Below are 16,326 nucleotides of genomic sequence, written 5' to 3'. Positions count from 1 at the left end.
ATGACAAAAAAGGAGAATGGGGTCAAAGCGGCGGGTTGCAAGCGCACCCGCCGGGAGGGGAAAGCGTGGTTTATTTGTCGGCCGAGGCCCGTGCGAAGGCGTCGAGCAGCGGTTGCAGGGCGGCCGCGCGAGTTTTAAGCGAGGCCTGGTTGACGATCAGGCGTGAAGAAATATCGACGATTTCTTCGACTTCGACCAGGTTGTTGGCTTTTAAGGTGCCGCCGGTAGACACCAGGTCGACAATGGCATCGGCCAGCCCGACCAGTGGGGCCAGTTCCATCGAGCCGTACAGTTTGATCAGGTCGACATAAACGCCTTTGCGCGCAAAGTGTTCGCGGGCGGCTTGTACGTACTTGGTGGCCACTCGCAGGCGCGAGCCCTGTGAAACCGCGGCCTGGTAATCGAAGCCTTGGCGCACGGCCACACACAGGCGGCATTTGGCGATGTTCAGGTCGATAGGTTGATACAGCCCGCCCGGGTGTTGTGCGGCATGCTCGAACAAGACGTCTTTGCCGGCAATGCCAAAGTCAGCCGCGCCGTACTGTACATAGGTGGGCACGTCGGACGCACGCACAATAATGAGACGCAGCCCCGGGTCGCTTGTTGGCAAAATGAGCTTGCGTGACGATTCGGGGCTTTCGGTAACATGAACGCCGGCCGCCTCGAGCAAAGGCAGGGTTTCTTCAAAAATTCGGCCTTTAGACAGGGCCAGCGTCAAGGGGGCGGTGGCAGAGGCGGGGCTCATGCGGGTTCCTGTTTGATGCGTTGGATGTCGGCGCCGATAAGGCGCAGCTTTTCTTCCATGTGTTCGTAGCCGCGGTCAAGGTGATAGATGCGTTCTACGGTGGTTTGGCCGCTGGCAGCCAGGCCGGCGATGACCAGGCTGGCCGACGCACGCAGGTCGGTGGCCATGACGGTGGCGCCCGACAATTCGGGCACGCCGGTAACGACGGCAGTGTGGCCGTCGATGTCGATTTGCGCACCCATGCGGCGCAGTTCTTGCACGTGCATGAAGCGGTTTTCGAAGATGTTTTCGGCGATGACGGCGGTGCCTTCGGCCATGGTGTTCAGGGCCATAAGCTGGGCCTGCATGTCGGTGGGGAAGGCTGGGTATTCGTAGGTGCGGAAACTGACCGCTTTAGGCCGTTTGTCCATTTGGCCGCGAATCCAGTCGGGACCGCATTCGATGCTTAACCCGGCCTCGCGTAGCTTGTCTAGGACGGCGCCAAGCGTGTCGGGAGCCGCATGGCGCAAGGTGATGTCGCCGCCAGTGGCGCCCACGGCGCACAAGAACGTGCCGGCTTCGATGCGGTCGGCCACGATGGTGTGTTCGGCGCCATGCAGCCGTTCGACGCCCTCGATGGTGATGCGGTCGGTGCCGTGGCCCTGAATGCGTGCGCCCATTTTGATGAGCAACTCGGCCAAGTCGGTGATTTCGGGTTCGCGGGCGGCGTTTTCAAGAATGGTGCGGCCTTCGGCCAGCACAGCCGCCATCATCAGGTTTTCGGTGCCGGTCACCGTTACCATGTCGGTGCGGATGGTGGCGCCCTTTAAACGCTTGGCTTTCGCAATAACAAACCCGTGTTCGATACGGATCTCGGCGCCCATGGCTGTTAAGCCTTTAATGTGCTGGTCGACTGGACGCTGGCCAATGGCACAGCCGCCGGGCAGACTGACTTTGGCTTCGCCAAAGCGAGCCAGCAACGGGCCGAGCACCAGAATGGAGGCGCGCATGGTTTTGACCAGCTCGTAGGGCGCTTCGAGGCTGGTGACGTTACCGGCATTCAGCGTAAGCTGGGCCGGGCCGTCCCAGTGGTGTTGTACGCCCATTTGCTGCAGCAGTCGCAAGGTGGTGCTGATGTCTTTGAGGGACGGCACATTGCGTAGCTGAACCGGGTCGGCCGTGAGCAGGCTGGCGCACAGAATAGGCAGGGCGGCGTTTTTGGCGCCCGAGATGACGACTTCGCCGTGCAGGCGATTGCCGCCTGTGATTAAAAGCTTATCCATTCGGGTTTGCGTTGTATTCGGCAGGTGTCAGGGTACGCATCGACAGTGCGTGGATTTCGCTTTTCATGCGGTCGCCCAGGGCTTTATAGACCAGCTGGTGGCGTGCAATCAGGCGTTTGCCTTCGAATTCGGGGCTGACAATAATGGCTTCGAAGTGCGAGCCGTCGCCCTGAACGTCGATGAATTCGCAGTTCAGGTTGTCGTTGATATATTGGCGTACTTCTTGTGGGGTAGGCAACATAAGGGTTAGTTCCGCAGTTTGTAGCCCGCGGCCAGCAGGCGCAGTGTATATACGGCCAGCACGGCAAATACACCGGCTACAACGGCCAGGCTGGTCCAGGGCGAGACGTCGGATACAGAGAAGAACCCGTATCGGAAACCGTCGATCGTGTAGAAAATAGGATTGTAGTGCGAGACGGCCTGCCAGAAAGGCGGCAGGCTATGAATGGAGTAGAACACACCCGACAAGAACGTGGCGGGCAAAATCAGGAAGTTCTGAAATGCGGCGAGCTGGTCGAATTTTTCGGACCACAGGCCGGCAATAATGCCCAGCGTGCCCATAATGCCGCAAGACATCACGGCAAACACCAACACCCAAAGCAGGTTGGCCGGAGCCAGGGGCACGAAGAACATGGCGACCAGCCACACGCACAGCCCGACAGCCAGGCCACGGAAGATGGCAGCAATGAGGTAGGCCGTGAAGAATTCGCGGTGTGAAATGGGTGGCAGCAGCACAAAGACCAGGTTACCCGTAATACGGCTTTGAATTAGCGACGAAGACGGGTTGGCAAAGGCGTTTTGCAACATGCTCATCATCATGAGCCCGGGGATAAGAAACGCGGTGTAGGGCAGGCTGTCGTACACCTTGACACGGTCTTCGAGCACGTGGGCGAAAACCAGCAGGTACAGCAGGGCGGTCAATACCGGCGCAGCAATGGTCTGGAAGGCCACCTTCCAGAAGCGCATGATTTCTTTCCAGAGCAGGGTCGGAAAGCCCGAGCCCAGATCGCTGCGGGGCTTGAGTATGGGTGTGGTCATAACACCCCCAGTGCGTCTTCGCTGTTCATGATGCGTACAAAGGCGTCTTCGAGGTCGGTGCCGCCAAAGCGGGCAAGCAGGGCCTGGGTGGTGTCGAGCGCCACGATGCGCCCGCGTTTCAGCATGGCAATGCGTCCGCACAAGGCTTCGGCTTCTTCCAGGTAATGCGTGGTCAGCAAAATGGTGTGACCTTCTTTATTAAGCCGCGAGATGAATTCCCACAGGGTGCGGCGCAGGTCGACGTCGACGCCGGCGGTGGGTTCGTCGAGGATGATGACCGGCGGGCGGTGTACCAGCGCTTGCGCCACCAGAACGCGGCGTTTCATGCCGCCCGATAGCGCGCGCATATTGGTGTTGGCTTTGTCTGACAACCCCAGGTTATGCAAGATTTCGTCGATCCAGTCGTCGTTTTTGTGCAGACCAAAGTAACCCGACTGCAGGCGCAGGGTTTCGCGTACGGTAAAGAACGGGTCGTAGACAAGCTCTTGCGGGACGACGCCCAACGAACGGCGCGCTTCTTTGTAGTCGGTGATGACGTCGTGCCCACACACGCTGGCGCTGCCGGAAGTGGCGCGAGCCAGACCGGACAAAATGGAAATGAGGGTGGTTTTGCCGGCGCCGTTTGGGCCCAGCAGGCCGAAGAACTCGCCCGGTTCGATAGACAGGCTGACGTCGTTGAGCGCTTGGAACCCGGGCTTGCTACCTGCGCCCAGGCGCAGCAGCCCGCGCAACCCGCCGCTGCGGGGTGGGTAGATTTTGGAAACGTGTTCGAGAGAAAGAGCGGACATAGACAGAAAAAAGTGATGGGGGCCCAAGGGCCCCCGAAGCTTACCGCGTTTTAGCGCTGGTTGCGCTGATTGAGCGCCTTGATAAGCCCGTCGATACCATTTTGCGCAATTTGTTGCGCGAACTGGTTGCGGTAGTTCTGGATCAGCCAGATGCCTTCGACGTTCAGGTCGTAAATGCGCCAGCCTTCTGCCGCCTTTTCAAGGCGGTAGTCGACGCCGATGACTGGGCCATTGCTTTGCGACATGGTGGTACGAACCACGACATCGTCGGCGTTGGGGTCGCCCCGGAAGGGCAGTGGCGTAATGGACGAGACGTTGTCGGCCTGCTGCAAGGCGCCGCTGTAGGTACGGATAAGCGTGCCTTTAAAAGCGTTGACCAGTTCGGTTTGTTGTTGCGGCGTAGCCTGGCGCCAGTAGCGACCTGCCGCCAGTCGGGTGGTCTTTTCGAAATTGACGTACGGCAGAATGTACTGGTTGACCAGTTCATTGAGGCGGGCGATGTTGCCGTTTTTGGCTTCGGGCTCTTTTTTAAGGGCCTGAAGGGCGTTGTCGGCCACGGTTTGAACGAAGTCGTTGGGCGGCGCCTTGGCGTTAACAGGCTGCTGAGCGGCTACCGAGGTGTTGGCGATGGCCAGGCCCAGACCCAGCAGGCCGATGCCCGCCAGGCGGTTGATGCGGTTAAACAAAGTGTGCAACAGGTTAGACATAAAACGTTTCCTTACTGGCTTGCAGGTGTTTTGGCTGCCGGTGCAGGTGCGTCATCGTCGTCGATGCTGTAGTCGGGCACGGCCAGGCCTTGTTCGTCTTTGGGCAGGCCACGACGCGTGGTGTGGTCTGCGTCGGCGTAACGGCCTTCGACCAAAGCTTTGCGGCGCTGAATGTAGGCATCGCGAATGAAGCTGTAGCGGTCGAGCGCGATTTCGTCGACCAGACGGTCGGCTGGCAGCAGGCTGGCGCGCAGGTCGATAACGGCCAATGCCAAGATGCTGTTACGCAACGGGATGTTGTCGATTTCGAAAATAGGCGAATAGGGCGGAGAGATGTCGATAGCAAACCAGGCGGCGGTGCTGATGCCGTCGCGTACCGAGCTGGAGCCCAGGAATGGCAGTACCAGATATGGGCCGGACTGGAAGCCCCAGACGCCCAGGGTAACGCCGAAGTCGTTGACGATACGACGCGAGCCATTCATGGAGGCGACGTCGATACAGCCACCCAGACCCATAGTCGAGTTGAACAGGACGCGGCCGAACATGTTGATGCCGTCGTGTGCGCGACCCTGCAGGAAGCTGTTGATGGACGACCAGACGTCTTGCAGGTTGTTGAAAATGCCGTTGACACAGGTACGGGCTGGTTTGGGTACGACGGTTTCGTAGCCGGTGGCAATAGGCTTGAGCAATGCGCGGTCGACCGTGTCGTTGAATGCGAACATGCTGCGGTTGTAGCTTTCCCAAGGGTCGTCGGGGGTGGGGTTGGCTACGTGGGCACAGCCCGAAATGACGGCGCTAAGGGCTAGCACGGAAGCCACTTTACCGATGCGTCGGCCGGCGATTTTTTCGAAGATCTTGTTCATTATGGGTTCTTTCGGTTGGATTGCAGGCGTGGAGCGCCGTTGGGTCAGTTGGCCGGCTGGGCGGATTCGCTGTCGCTGCCTTTGTCACTGGCTGAACTATACAAAAATTTACTGATTAATTCTTCTAGAACAACCGCGCTTTGGGTGTACTGGATGGTGTTGCCCTGGGCGAGCATTTTTTCTTCGCCGCCGGGGGTAAGACCAACGTACTGTTCGCCCAGCAGGCCCGACGTCAGGATGGACGCGGACGAGTCGGTGGGGAACTCGAATTGCGACTCGATGTCGAGGGTGACGACGGCTTGATAGCGCTGGTTGTCGAACGACAGGGCGGCCACGCGGCCAACCACGACACCACTGCTTTTTACGGGGGCGCGCACTTTAAGGCCGCCCAGGTTGTCGAAGTAGGCTTGTACTTTGTAAGTGGGCGCAAACGAGAATGAACTAAGGTTGCCGGCGCGCAGCGCCAGAAATACCAAGGCAATAATGCCAAGCAGAACAAAAAGGCCAACCCAGAAATCGGTTTTTTCACGCGTCATGATGGATCCGTTAATTGCTGAACATGAGGGCGGTAAGCAGGAAGTCGAGGCCCAGGACGACCAGGGCACCGCTGACGACGGTACGGGTGGTGGCGCGAGCAACCCCTTCGGGGGTGGCTTTCGCTGTCCAGCCTTCGTAAAGTGCGATCAGGGTAACGGCTACGCCGAAAATAAGGCTTTTGATGACGCCATTGGCGACATCTTTGAAGACATCTACGCCGTCTTGCATTTGCGACCAGAAGGCGCCGGCGTCGATGCCAATAAGCAGTACGCCCACTACCCAGCCGCCAATGATGCCCACCATAGAAAACACGGCGGCCAGAACGGGCATGGCAATGACGCCGCCCCAGAAGCGTGGCACCAGAACGCGGCGGATGGGGTCGACGGCCATGACTTCCATGGCAGCCAGTTGTTCGCCGGCTTTCATGAGGCCGATTTCGGCGGTTAGCGAGGTGCCAGCGCGGCCGGCAAACAGCAGTGCGGTAATGACCGGGCCAAGCTCGCGGGTAAGCGACAGCGCCACCAGCAGGCCTAGGGCTTCTTCGGAACCGTAGCGGTTAAGGGTGTAGTAGCCCTGTAGACCCAGTACGAAGCCGACGAACAGGCCCGAAACGGCAATAATGAGTAGCGAATAATTGCCAATGAAATGGACTTGTTGCGAGACCAGGCCAAAGCGCTTGAGGGCGCTGCCGCTGCGGGCCAGAATAGCCAGGAACAAGCGGCTGAAGGCCCCCAGCGCGACGATGGATTCGCGGACGTGGCGACCAATGCTGCTGGCGAAGGCGGTAAGACTCATGAGCGCCCCTGTTTGTCGAGCCAGTGCTTGAACGCCGGCGTTTCGGGGTAATGAAAAGCGATGGGGCCGTCGGGCTGGCCTTTAAGGAACTGCACAATGTACGGGTCGGTAGATTGTTCCATTTGCTGGGGTGTGCCGTTGGCCAGCAGTTTGCCCTGCCCCACAATGTAAACCTGGTCGGCAATGGCGAACGAGTCGGCCACGTCGTGCGTGATAAGAATAGACGCACAATTGAGGCGGTCGGTTAGGTCGCGGATAAGGCGGGCGGTAATGCCCAGCGAAATGGGGTCGAGCCCGGCGAAGGGTTCGTCGTACAGGATGAGTTCGGGTTCGAGGACGATGGCGCGGGCCAGGGCCACGCGCCGGGCCATGCCGCCCGAAATCTCGGAAATTTTAAGATGCGCGGCGGCGCGTAGCCCGACGGCGTTGAGCTTGTCGAGCACCTTTTCGGTGACTTCTTTTTCGGACAGTTGCAGGTGTTCGCGCAGCGGAAACGCTACGTTTTCGAAAACGTTGAGGTCGGTGAACAATGCGCCTTGCTGGAACAAAACCCCCATACGCTGACGCAACTGCTGAAGCTGCTCGAGGGTGGTGTCGGCCAGGTTTTGCCCAAAGGCATGAATGGTGCCTTTTTGTGCAAAAATTTGCCCAGTGGCGGCGCGAAGTAGGGTGGTTTTGCCCGAGCCCGAACCGCCCATCATGGCCACGACCTGCCCTCGACCCACTGAGATGTCGATTTCTTTGAGAACGGTGAAGTCGCCATAACCCAGGGCGACATTGTCGAACCGCAAGAGTTCGCCAGAGGGCGCAACGTTAGAAGCCATAGACCCGATCAAAAAAGTTGAACTACGGATTGTAGCTGATGAAGCGCCATCGGCTACGCCGAAAGACGTAGCCGATGGTGGTTTGACCCGCGTAATACGCTGTTAACGGGGCAGTGTGGTGACGCCCATGAGGTATTCGTCGACGGCGCGAGCGCATTGACGGCCTTCGCGAATGGCCCAGACGACCAGTGATTGCCCGCGACGCATGTCGCCGGCGGCAAAGACCTTGTCGACGCTGGTGACGTAGTTTTCGGTATTGGCTTTGGCGTTGCCGCGGTTGTCGATGTCGACGCCAAAGGCTTTGAGCATGCCTTGAACGGGCGAGACAAAGCCCATGGCCAGCAAAACCAGGTCGGCCTGAAGCTCGAACTGCGAGCCTTCGACTTCGCGCATTTTCATTTGGCCGGTGGCTTTGTCTTTAAACCATTCGACGCGCACAGCGACCAGTTTTTCGACCTTGCCGCCTTTGCCTTCGAAGGTTTTTGTGGACACGGCCCAGTCGCGCTCGCAACCCTCTTCTTGGGACGAAGAGGTGCGCAGCTTGAGCGGCCAGTAGGGCCACACGACGGCTTTGTCTTCGGACTCGGGCGGTTTGGGCATGAGCTCGAACTGGGTGACGGAAGCAGCGCCCTGGCGGTTGCTGGTGCCGACGCAGTCGGAGCCGGTGTCGCCGCCACCGATAACGATGACGTGTTTGCCCTTGGCCGAAAGCTGCTTGGCAATGCGGTCGCCCGCGTTGGCCTTGTTCTGCTGAGTCAGGAACTCCATGGCGAAATGGATGCCCTTCAGGTCGCGGCCGGGGATGGGCAGGTCGCGTGGAGTTTCAGCACCGCCGGAAAGCACGATGGCGTCGAACTCTTCTTTGAGCGATTCGGGCGTGCGAACGGTGACGCCGTCTTCAGCGTCGGTCTCGGCGCCAATATAAGTAGACGTCATGAACTCGACGCCTTCGGCTTCGAGTTGGGCGACGCGACGATCGATATTGGATTTTTCGAGCTTGAAGTCGGGGATGCCGTAGCGCAGCAGGCCGCCGACGCGGTTGTTTTTTTCGAATACCGTGACTGAATGGCCGGCGCGCGCCAGTTGCTGGGCACAGGCCAGGCCGGCTGGACCAGAGCCGACAACCGCGACTTTTTTACCGGTTTTACGGGTGGGCGGTTGTGGGGTTACCCAGCCTTCGTGCCAACCTTTGTCGATGATGGCGTGCTCGATGGACTTGATGCCGACCGGGTCGTTGTTGATGTTCAGGGTGCAGGCGGCCTCGCAGGGGGCGGGGCAGATGCGGCCGGTGAACTCGGGGAAGTTGTTGGTCGAGTGCAGGACATCGAGCGCCTTTTCCCAGTGCTGGCGGTACACCAGATCGTTCCAGTCGGGGATGATGTTGTTGACCGGACAGCCGTTGTTGCAAAACGGGATGCCGCAGTCCATGCAGCGCGCACCCTGTTGTTTGGCTTCGTCGTCGGTAAGGGTAACGACGAACTCTTTCCAGTGTTTCAGGCGCTCGACGGGGGCCTCGTAAGACTCGTCGACGCGTGCAAATTCAAGAAAACCAGTAATTTTGCCCATTGTCTTTTCCTCAGGCAGCGATTTGTTCGGGGTTGGCGGCTTGCCACAGTTCTTTCAGCGCGCGGCGGTACTCTTTTGGCATGACCTTGACGAAGTTGCCGCGGGCGCGGGGCCAGTCGCTGAGCAAATCGCGCGACAGGAAACTGCCGGTGTAGCGGTAGTGGTTTTCGATCAGGCGACGCAAGATTGTGTCGTCGGTTTCGCGTTCGCCGCCGCGGGTTTGGCTGTGCCAGACTTCGATCTGGCCGGCTTCGGCTTGCTGTGCATGTGCCAGCACGGGTTCGAGGTCGACCATGGCCATATTGCAGCGTTTGGCAAAGCTGTGATCAGGGTCGTAGACGTAAGCCACGCCGCCCGACATGCCGGCGCCGAAGTTGCGGCCGGTTTCGCCCAGCACCACGACCGTACCGCCAGTCATGTATTCGCAGCCGTGGTCGCCTGTGCCTTCGACAACTGCTGTGGCGCCCGAGTTACGTACTGCGAAACGTTCGCCAGCCACGCCGTTAAAGTAGGCTTCGCCGGCCAGTGCGCCGTACAGCACGGTGTTGCCCGCAATGATGTGGTCGGGGCCCATGCCGCGGAAGTCGTTGGGCGAGCGCACGATGATGCGGCCGCCCGACAAGCCCTTGCCGACGTAGTCGTTGCCTTCGCCAACCAGGTCGAGCGTAATGCCATGGGCCAGGAAGGCGCCAAAGCTTTGGCCGGCCGTGCCATTGCACTGGATGTGAATGGTGTCGTCGGGCAGGCCGTCGTGGCCGTATTTGGCAGCCACCATACCGGACAGCATGGCGCCGACGGTACGGTTGCGGTTGCGCACCGGGGTAATGAACGAGACCTTTTCGCCTTTTTCGATGGCGGGTTTGGCCCGTTCGATGAGCGTGTGGTCGAGCGCCTTGTCGAGGCCGTGATCTTGCGATTCGGTGTGGAACAAGGGGTGGGTGGATGGCACCTGATGGAAAACTTTGGAGAAGTCGAGCCCTTTGGCTTTCCAGTGCTCGATGGCCGAGCTCATGTTGAGCAAGTCGGCGCGGCCGACCAGTTCGTCGAACGTGCGAACGCCCAGTTGCGCCATGATTTCGCGGACTTCTTCAGCAACAAAGAAGAAGTAGTTGACGACGTGTTCTGGTTTGCCGGAGAACTTCTTGCGCAAGACGGGGTCTTGGGTGGCGACGCCGACAGGGCAGGTGTTGAGGTGGCATTTACGCATCATGATGCAGCCTTCAACCACCAGCGGTGCTGTGGCAAAGCCGAACTCGTCGGCACCTAGCAGCGCGCCAATGACGACGTCGCGACCGGTTTTCATTTGGCCGTCGGCCTGAACGCGAATGCGTGAACGCAGGTTGTTGAGCACCAGGGTTTGCTGGGTTTCGGCCAGGCCCAGTTCCCAGGGCGAGCCGGCATGCTTGATGGACGACAGCGGCGACGCGCCAGTGCCGCCGTCGTGGCCGGCGATAACGACGTGGTCGGCCTTGGCTTTTGAAACGCCTGTGGCAACGGTGCCCACACCGACTTCGGAGACCAGCTTGACCGAAATGGAGGCCGTAGGATTGACGTTTTTAAGGTCGTGAATCAGCTGGGCCAGGTCTTCGATGGAGTAGATGTCGTGGTGCGGCGGTGGCGAAATCAGGCCCACACCAGGTACCGAAAAACGCAGCTTGGCGATGTATTCGGACACTTTGTGGCCGGGCAACTGACCGCCTTCGCCAGGCTTGGCGCCTTGCGCCATTTTGATCTGGATTTGATCGGCGCTGGTGAGGTATTCGGCGGTGACACCGAACCGGCCTGACGCGACCTGCTTGATGCGCGAGCGCAGGGAGTCGCCCGCCATCAGGGGGATGTCGGCTTCGATCAGGTCTTTGCCCAGGAACGAGGCCAGGGTGTCGCCCTTTTTAATGGGGCTTTTGCCGGTGGACATTTCGGCGCGATAACGCAATTGGTCTTCGCCGCCTTCGCCGGTATTTGACTTGCCGCCGATGCGGTTCATGGCAATGGCCAGTACCGAGTGGGCTTCGGTAGAGATGGAGCCCAGCGACATGGCGCCGGTGGCAAAGCGCTTGACGATTTCTTTGGCAGGTTCGACTTCGGACAAAGCAATGGCTTTGGCCGGATCGACCTTGAATTCGAACAGGCCGCGCAGGGTCATGTGACGACGGGATTGGTCGTTGATGAGCTGTGCGTATTCTTTGTACGTGTTGTAGTTGTTGGTGCGGGTGGAGTGCTGGAGCTTGGCGATGGAGTCCGGGTTCCAGAGGTGCTCTTCGCCGCGGATGCGGTAGGCGTAATCGCCGCCCGCGTCGAGGTCGTGGGCCAGGACGGGGTCGTCGCTAAAGGCCGCTTTGTGCAGGCGCAGCGCCTCTTCGGCGACTTCGAAAATGCCGATGCCTTCGATGTTGCTGGGCGTGCCGAAGAAGTACTTGTTGACCAGTGCAGAGCTGAGGCCGACAGCTTCGAAGATTTGGGCGCCGCAGTACGACATATAGGTGGAGATGCCCATTTTGGACATGACCTTGTTCAGCCCTTTGCCGATGGCCTTGATGTAATTCTTGGTGACCGTGTCGGGGTCGCCCAGGGTAGCCAGGGTTTCGAGCGCCAGGTACGGGTGAACGGCCTCGGCGCCGTAGCCTGCCAGCAATGCAAAGTGGTGTACTTCGCGTACCGAGCCGCTTTCGACGACCAGGCCGGTGTTGGTGCGCAGACCTTCGCGAATAAGGTGCTGGTGCACGGCTGATGTGGCCAGCAATGCGGGGATGGCGACGTGGTCGGCGTCGACCTTGCGGTCGGTGATGATGAGTACGTTGTAGCCGCTGCGTACGGCGTCGGCTGCGTTGGCGCACAGCGCGGCCACACAGGCTTCGACGCCTTCTGCACCCCATTCAACCGGGTAGGTGATGTTCAGTTCGTGGCTGCGGAACTTGCCCGACGTGATCTTCTCGATGTTGCGGATTTGTTCGATGGCCGCGAAGTCGAGCACGGGCTGTGCCACTTCGAGGCGCAGCGGTGGGTTGACGTTGTTGATGTCGAGCAGATTGGGCTTGGGCCCGATAAACGACACCAGCGACATGACGAGCTGTTCGCGGATGGGGTCGATGGGCGGGTTGGTGACCTGGGCGAACAGCTGGCGGAAATAGTTGTAGAACGCTTTGGGGCGGTTGGACAATACGGCCAGAGGCGCGTCGTTACCCATCGAGCCGGTACCTTCTTCGCCGTTTTCGGCCATGGGTTGCAGCACAAACTTGACGTCTTCTTGTGTCCAGCCAAAGGCTTGCTGGCGGTCGAGCAAGGAGGTGGCGGAAGGTTCGGCCGAGCTGAATTTAGGCGCGGGGAGCGATTCGAGTTTGACGCGCAGGCGTTCGATCCATTGACGGTAGGGGCGCGAGTTGGCCAGACGCGATTTGATTTCGTCGTCGCCGATGATGCGGCCCTGTTCAAGGTCGATGAGGAACATTTTGCCGGGCTGCAGGCGCCATTTCTTGACGATGCGGTGCTCGGGGATGGTGAGCGTGCCGGCTTCGGAGGCCATGACGACGAGGTCGTCGTCGGTGACAAGGTAGCGGGCGGGGCGCAAGCCGTTGCGGTCGAGCAGGGCGCCGATTTGACGGCCATCGGTGAAGGCCATGGCGGCTGGGCCGTCCCAGGGTTCCATCATGGCGGCATGGTATTCGTAGAAGGCGCGGCGGCTTTCGTCCATGTCGGCGTGCTGTTCCCAGGCTTCGGGGATCATCATCATCATGGCGTGGGCCAGAGAGTAGCCCGACATGACCAGCAGTTCGAGGCAGTTGTCGAAAGTGGCGGTGTCGGACTGGCCTTCGTAAACGATGGGGTACAGTTTTTTGAGGTCGTCGCCCAGCACAGCCGATTGCATGACGCCTTCGCGGGCGCGCAGCCAGTTGAAGTTGCCCTTTACCGTATTGATTTCGCCGTTGTGGGCGATCATGCGGTAGGGGTGGGCCAGCGGCCAGGCCGGGAAAGTATTGGTAGAGAAACGTTGGTGAACCAGCGACAGGGCCGAAACCGCGCGGGTGTCGGCCAGGTCGCGGTAATAGATGCCGACTTGGTTGGCCAGCAACAGGCCTTTGTACACCACGGTGCGTACCGAAATAGAGGGTACGAAATACTCTTGCCCGTGCGCCAGCTTCATGCGGTTGATGGCGTGGCTGGCTGTTTTACGAATGACGTACAGTTTGCGCTCGAGGGCGTCGGGCACCATGATGTCGGGGCCGCGGCCAATGAACAATTGGCGGATGACCGGTTCGACGGCGCGCACGGTGGGTGACATGGGCATGTCGGTGTCGATGGGAACGTCGCGCCAGCCCAGTACGACCTGGCCTTCGTCGCGCACAGCGCGTTCGAGCTCGGTTTGGCAGGCCAGGCGCGAGGCGGTTTCTTTGGGCAGGAACACCATGGCGACGCCGTATTCGCCGGGCGGCGGCAGGGTAATGCCTTGGGTTGCCAATTCTTCACGGTAAAGCGCGTCGGGAATTTGAATAAGAATGCCGGCACCGTCGCCCATGAGTTCGTCGGCGCCGACGGCGCCGCGGTGGTCGAGGTTTTCAAGGATTTTCAGGCCTTGTTGAATAATGGCGTGGCTTTTCTTGCCTTTGATGTGGGCGACAAAGCCCACGCCACAGGCGTCGTGTTCGTTTTGTGGGTTGTACAGGCCTTGTGCGGCGGGCAGGCCGATGCGTGAGGCATCGATGGCCACTTCCCGGGCAACCGGTTGGGCAGGGTGTTGTGACATGGTTGGGCTCCTAGAGGGCTGCGCACCTGGTGTTGTGTACGGGTTTACGCGCAATATTCCCGTGATGGCGTATAAATTAATGGGTTTGGCTTGTGCTGACAAGCGCTAATAATTGGGGTCTGTCCCTAATTATTATGCATGTTTGCTGGTTAAAAGATAATTGGGGACGGTCTTAATTAATTGTTGTGCATAGCTAAATTTTCGCTCTTCGGTAAGCATGGGTTGGGGGTGGTGCTTCGGTTTGCACAAAAGCAGTGCAAAAAAACGCCCCGTTTTGGGGCGTTTTTAGGGGCATATTTAGGCTGCGCTATAGGCGTTTTACGACAGTGAAGTGCTGTTGCGGTGCAAACAAACGCAGGCGCATTGGAGGGGGCGCGAGCCGTGCTCGTGGTGTCACACGCTGCTATCTTGCGGCATCACGTGTTTTTTGGGGCGTCCGCGTGGTGCGGGGGTAGCGCGACGCGAAGCGTTCAGCGATTGCAAAAAAGTTTCGTGGCCCAGCGCCCACTGGCCGAACAGGGCGGACTCGATTTGCTCGCGCTGTGTGGTGCTTAGGCCATTAGCCAACAGTTTTCGAAAATGTGCCTGACGCTCAAAGGGCGTGTTGCCTAATTGCCAGTAGTCGGGGTGGTCGGTCGCCCAGGTGTGGGGTTTTAGGTTAAGCCCTGTGTGGTGCACGGCCGACGACCAGGGCCAGAATTCGGCTTGGTCAACGTAGCCCAGTCGAACCGGTAAGGTGTCTAGCCACACCATGACGGGCAAAATCCATTCACCGGGTTGTATCAGTGCGCTGCGGTAACGGCCGTCAAACACCCGGCCCAGTGCCAGTCGCGTGGCAAAACGCCGCCCAATTGATTGCACTAGCCGCGAGAGACCCCGCTGTGAAGTTGGTGTGGCCAGCAAGGCCAGGCGGTCGTTCAGCAAGGCCCAGCCATGTACTGTGACGCGTTGTTCGTGGGCGCATTCACGCAGCCAGGCCGCCAACTGCCCCAAGGGCTCGACCGGGGTTGGGTCGGCGGGGGCGGCCAGTGGTTGCGCAAAATGTACTTGCAGCAGTTGGGGGATGCCGGGGGCGTAAAGCCGCGCCAGTCTTGCCATAACCTGAAATGTATAGGGGTGTTGTTTTTGACGTCGCAAGCTTATTGCATAATACGGGCAGGGGCAATGCCGCTGCACGCAGGGCAATCCCAAAAATCAAATTATTTTCGTCCCACGCTTTATTTTGTAGTGTTTACTACATAAAATGGCGTGACGTTGTCAGATTTTTTATTCAAACAGGGAAGGCATGGTGGTTCGTGCCAGGCATCCCGCCATCATCAGGAGTCAGTATGAAGACAAGAGCAGCCGTGGCCTGGAAAGCAGGTTCGCCGTTAACCATTGAAACCGTAGACCTGGCTGGCCCGAAAGAGGGCGAGGTTTTAGTCGAGATCAAGGCAACGGGCATTTGCCACACCGACTACTACACACTGTCTGGCGCCGACCCCGAAGGCCTGTTCCCCGCAATTTTGGGCCACGAAGGCGCTGGCGTGGTGGTTGATGTCGGCCCGGGCGTAAAGTCGCTCAAAGCTGGCGACCACGTTGTGCCGCTGTACACCCCCGAGTGCCGCCAGTGCAAATCGTGTTTGTCGCGCAAAACCAATCTGTGCACGGCGATTCGCGCCACACAAGGTAAAGGCGTGATGCCCGATGGCACATCGCGCTTCACCATCGACGGCAAGCCTGTGCACCACTACATGGGCACGTCTACGTTTGCCAACCACATTGTCGTGCCCGAAATCGCGCTGGCCAAAATTCGCGAAGACGCGCCCTTCGACAAGGTTTGCTACATTGGTTGCGGTGTGACCACAGGTATTGGCGCTGTACTGTTCACCGCCAAGGTCGAAGCCGGCGCCAACGTTGTGGTGTTCGGACTGGGCGGTATTGGTCTTAACGTCATTCAGGGTGCCAAAATGGTTGGGGCCGACAAAATCATTGGTGTCGACCTGAACCCCGAGCGTGAAGCCATGGCCCGCAAGTTCGGCATGACCCATTTCGTTAACCCCAACGATGTCGAAAACGTGGTTGACCACATTATTCAACTGACCGACGGCGGCGCCGATTACTCGTTCGAATGTATTGGTAATACCAAAGTCATGCGTCAGGCGCTCGAATGCTGCCATCGCGGCTGGGGTCAGTCGATCATTATTGGTGTGGCCGAAGCCGGTGCCGAAATCTCCACACGCCCGTTCCAATTGGTAACCGGCCGTGAATGGAAAGGTTCGGCATTTGGTGGCGCACGCGGTCGTACCGATGTCCCCAAAATTGTCGACTGGTACATGGACGGCAAGATCAACATCGACGACCTCATTACACACAAGCTTAGCCTCGAGCAGATCAACGATGGCTTCGACCTGATGAAAAAAGGCGAGTCGATTCGTTCGGTCGTGGTGTACTAAGCGACTGGCGACATCTGTCGGTGCGGCG

14 protein-coding genes are annotated in these 16,326 nt (G+C 59.2%); 1 reads left to right on the top strand and 13 read right to left on the bottom strand.

All coding sequences use genetic code 11. The features are described from left to right. Positions 1-70: 70 nt before the first annotated feature. From hisG to PuT2_RS05350, 13 genes are all read right to left on the bottom strand, one after another. Positions 71-745, bottom strand: a complete 675-nt coding sequence (hisG, locus tag PuT2_RS05410) for an ATP phosphoribosyltransferase (RefSeq protein WP_093969990.1) — start codon at positions 743-745, stop codon at positions 71-73. After that, a complete protein-coding gene (murA, locus tag PuT2_RS05405; protein ID WP_093969989.1) occupies positions 742-2,007 on the bottom strand; it encodes a UDP-N-acetylglucosamine 1-carboxyvinyltransferase in 1,266 nt (421 codons plus the stop codon). The genes hisG and murA overlap by 4 nt, the downstream gene beginning before the upstream one ends. After that, entirely contained in the window at positions 2,000-2,248 is a 249-nt protein-coding gene (locus PuT2_RS05400) for a BolA family protein (protein ID WP_093969988.1), read from the bottom strand. The genes murA and PuT2_RS05400 overlap by 8 nt, the downstream gene beginning before the upstream one ends. A 5-nt stretch (positions 2,249-2,253) precedes the next feature. Further along, the gene (locus PuT2_RS05395; RefSeq protein WP_093969987.1) at positions 2,254-3,045 is read right to left on the bottom strand and encodes an ABC transporter permease; all 792 of its coding nucleotides are present in this window, start codon (positions 3,043-3,045) and stop codon (positions 2,254-2,256) included. Beyond that, on the bottom strand, positions 3,042-3,833 hold the full coding sequence (locus PuT2_RS05390; protein ID WP_093969986.1) for an ABC transporter ATP-binding protein: 792 nt from the start codon (positions 3,831-3,833) through the stop codon (positions 3,042-3,044). Before PuT2_RS05390 ends, PuT2_RS05395 begins: the two co-directional genes overlap by 4 nt. Positions 3,834-3,883: 50 nt before the next feature. Continuing rightward, positions 3,884-4,540 (bottom strand): phospholipid-binding protein MlaC, encoded by a 657-nt coding sequence (locus PuT2_RS05385; protein WP_093969985.1) that lies wholly within the window; start codon positions 4,538-4,540, stop codon positions 3,884-3,886. 11 nt (positions 4,541-4,551) lie between these two features. After that, positions 4,552-5,403: a VacJ family lipoprotein gene (locus tag PuT2_RS05380; protein WP_093969984.1), complete on the bottom strand. Its 852-nt coding sequence runs from the start codon at positions 5,401-5,403 to the stop codon at positions 4,552-4,554. 44 nt (positions 5,404-5,447) lie between these two features. Continuing rightward, entirely contained in the window at positions 5,448-5,939 is a 492-nt protein-coding gene (mlaD, locus tag PuT2_RS05375) for an outer membrane lipid asymmetry maintenance protein MlaD (RefSeq protein ID WP_093969983.1), read from the bottom strand. 10 nt (positions 5,940-5,949) lie between these two features. Next, entirely contained in the window at positions 5,950-6,735 is a 786-nt protein-coding gene (gene mlaE / locus PuT2_RS05370; protein WP_093969982.1) for a lipid asymmetry maintenance ABC transporter permease subunit MlaE, read from the bottom strand. After that, positions 6,732-7,559, bottom strand: coding sequence for an ABC transporter ATP-binding protein (locus PuT2_RS05365; protein ID WP_093969981.1), 828 nt, complete (start codon positions 7,557-7,559; stop codon positions 6,732-6,734). Before PuT2_RS05365 ends, mlaE begins: the two co-directional genes overlap by 4 nt. 102 nt (positions 7,560-7,661) lie before the next feature. Next, the gene (locus PuT2_RS05360; protein WP_093969980.1) at positions 7,662-9,125 is read right to left on the bottom strand and encodes a glutamate synthase subunit beta; all 1,464 of its coding nucleotides are present in this window, start codon (positions 9,123-9,125) and stop codon (positions 7,662-7,664) included. A 10-nt stretch (positions 9,126-9,135) separates the two neighbouring features. Continuing rightward, positions 9,136-13,863: a glutamate synthase-related protein gene (locus PuT2_RS05355; protein WP_093969979.1), complete on the bottom strand. Its 4,728-nt coding sequence runs from the start codon at positions 13,861-13,863 to the stop codon at positions 9,136-9,138. A 393-nt stretch (positions 13,864-14,256) separates the two neighbouring features. Then, complete coding sequence (locus PuT2_RS05350; RefSeq protein ID WP_254046945.1) at positions 14,257-15,000, bottom strand: hypothetical protein; 744 nt, start codon at positions 14,998-15,000, stop codon at positions 14,257-14,259. A 191-nt stretch (positions 15,001-15,191) separates the two neighbouring features. On the opposite strand from PuT2_RS05350, the gene PuT2_RS05345 reads away from it, so the two are divergent. Next, positions 15,192-16,298, top strand: a complete 1,107-nt coding sequence (locus PuT2_RS05345; protein ID WP_093969977.1) for an S-(hydroxymethyl)glutathione dehydrogenase/class III alcohol dehydrogenase — start codon at positions 15,192-15,194, stop codon at positions 16,296-16,298. Positions 16,299-16,326: the final 28 nt, after the last annotated feature.

This window comes from Pusillimonas sp. T2 (genome assembly GCF_002236805.1).
In the GTDB taxonomy this organism is placed as follows: domain Bacteria; phylum Pseudomonadota; class Gammaproteobacteria; order Burkholderiales; family Burkholderiaceae_B; genus Neopusillimonas.
Note: the sequence above shows the minus strand (reverse complement) of the source record. Positions and strands in the feature narration are given on the sequence as shown.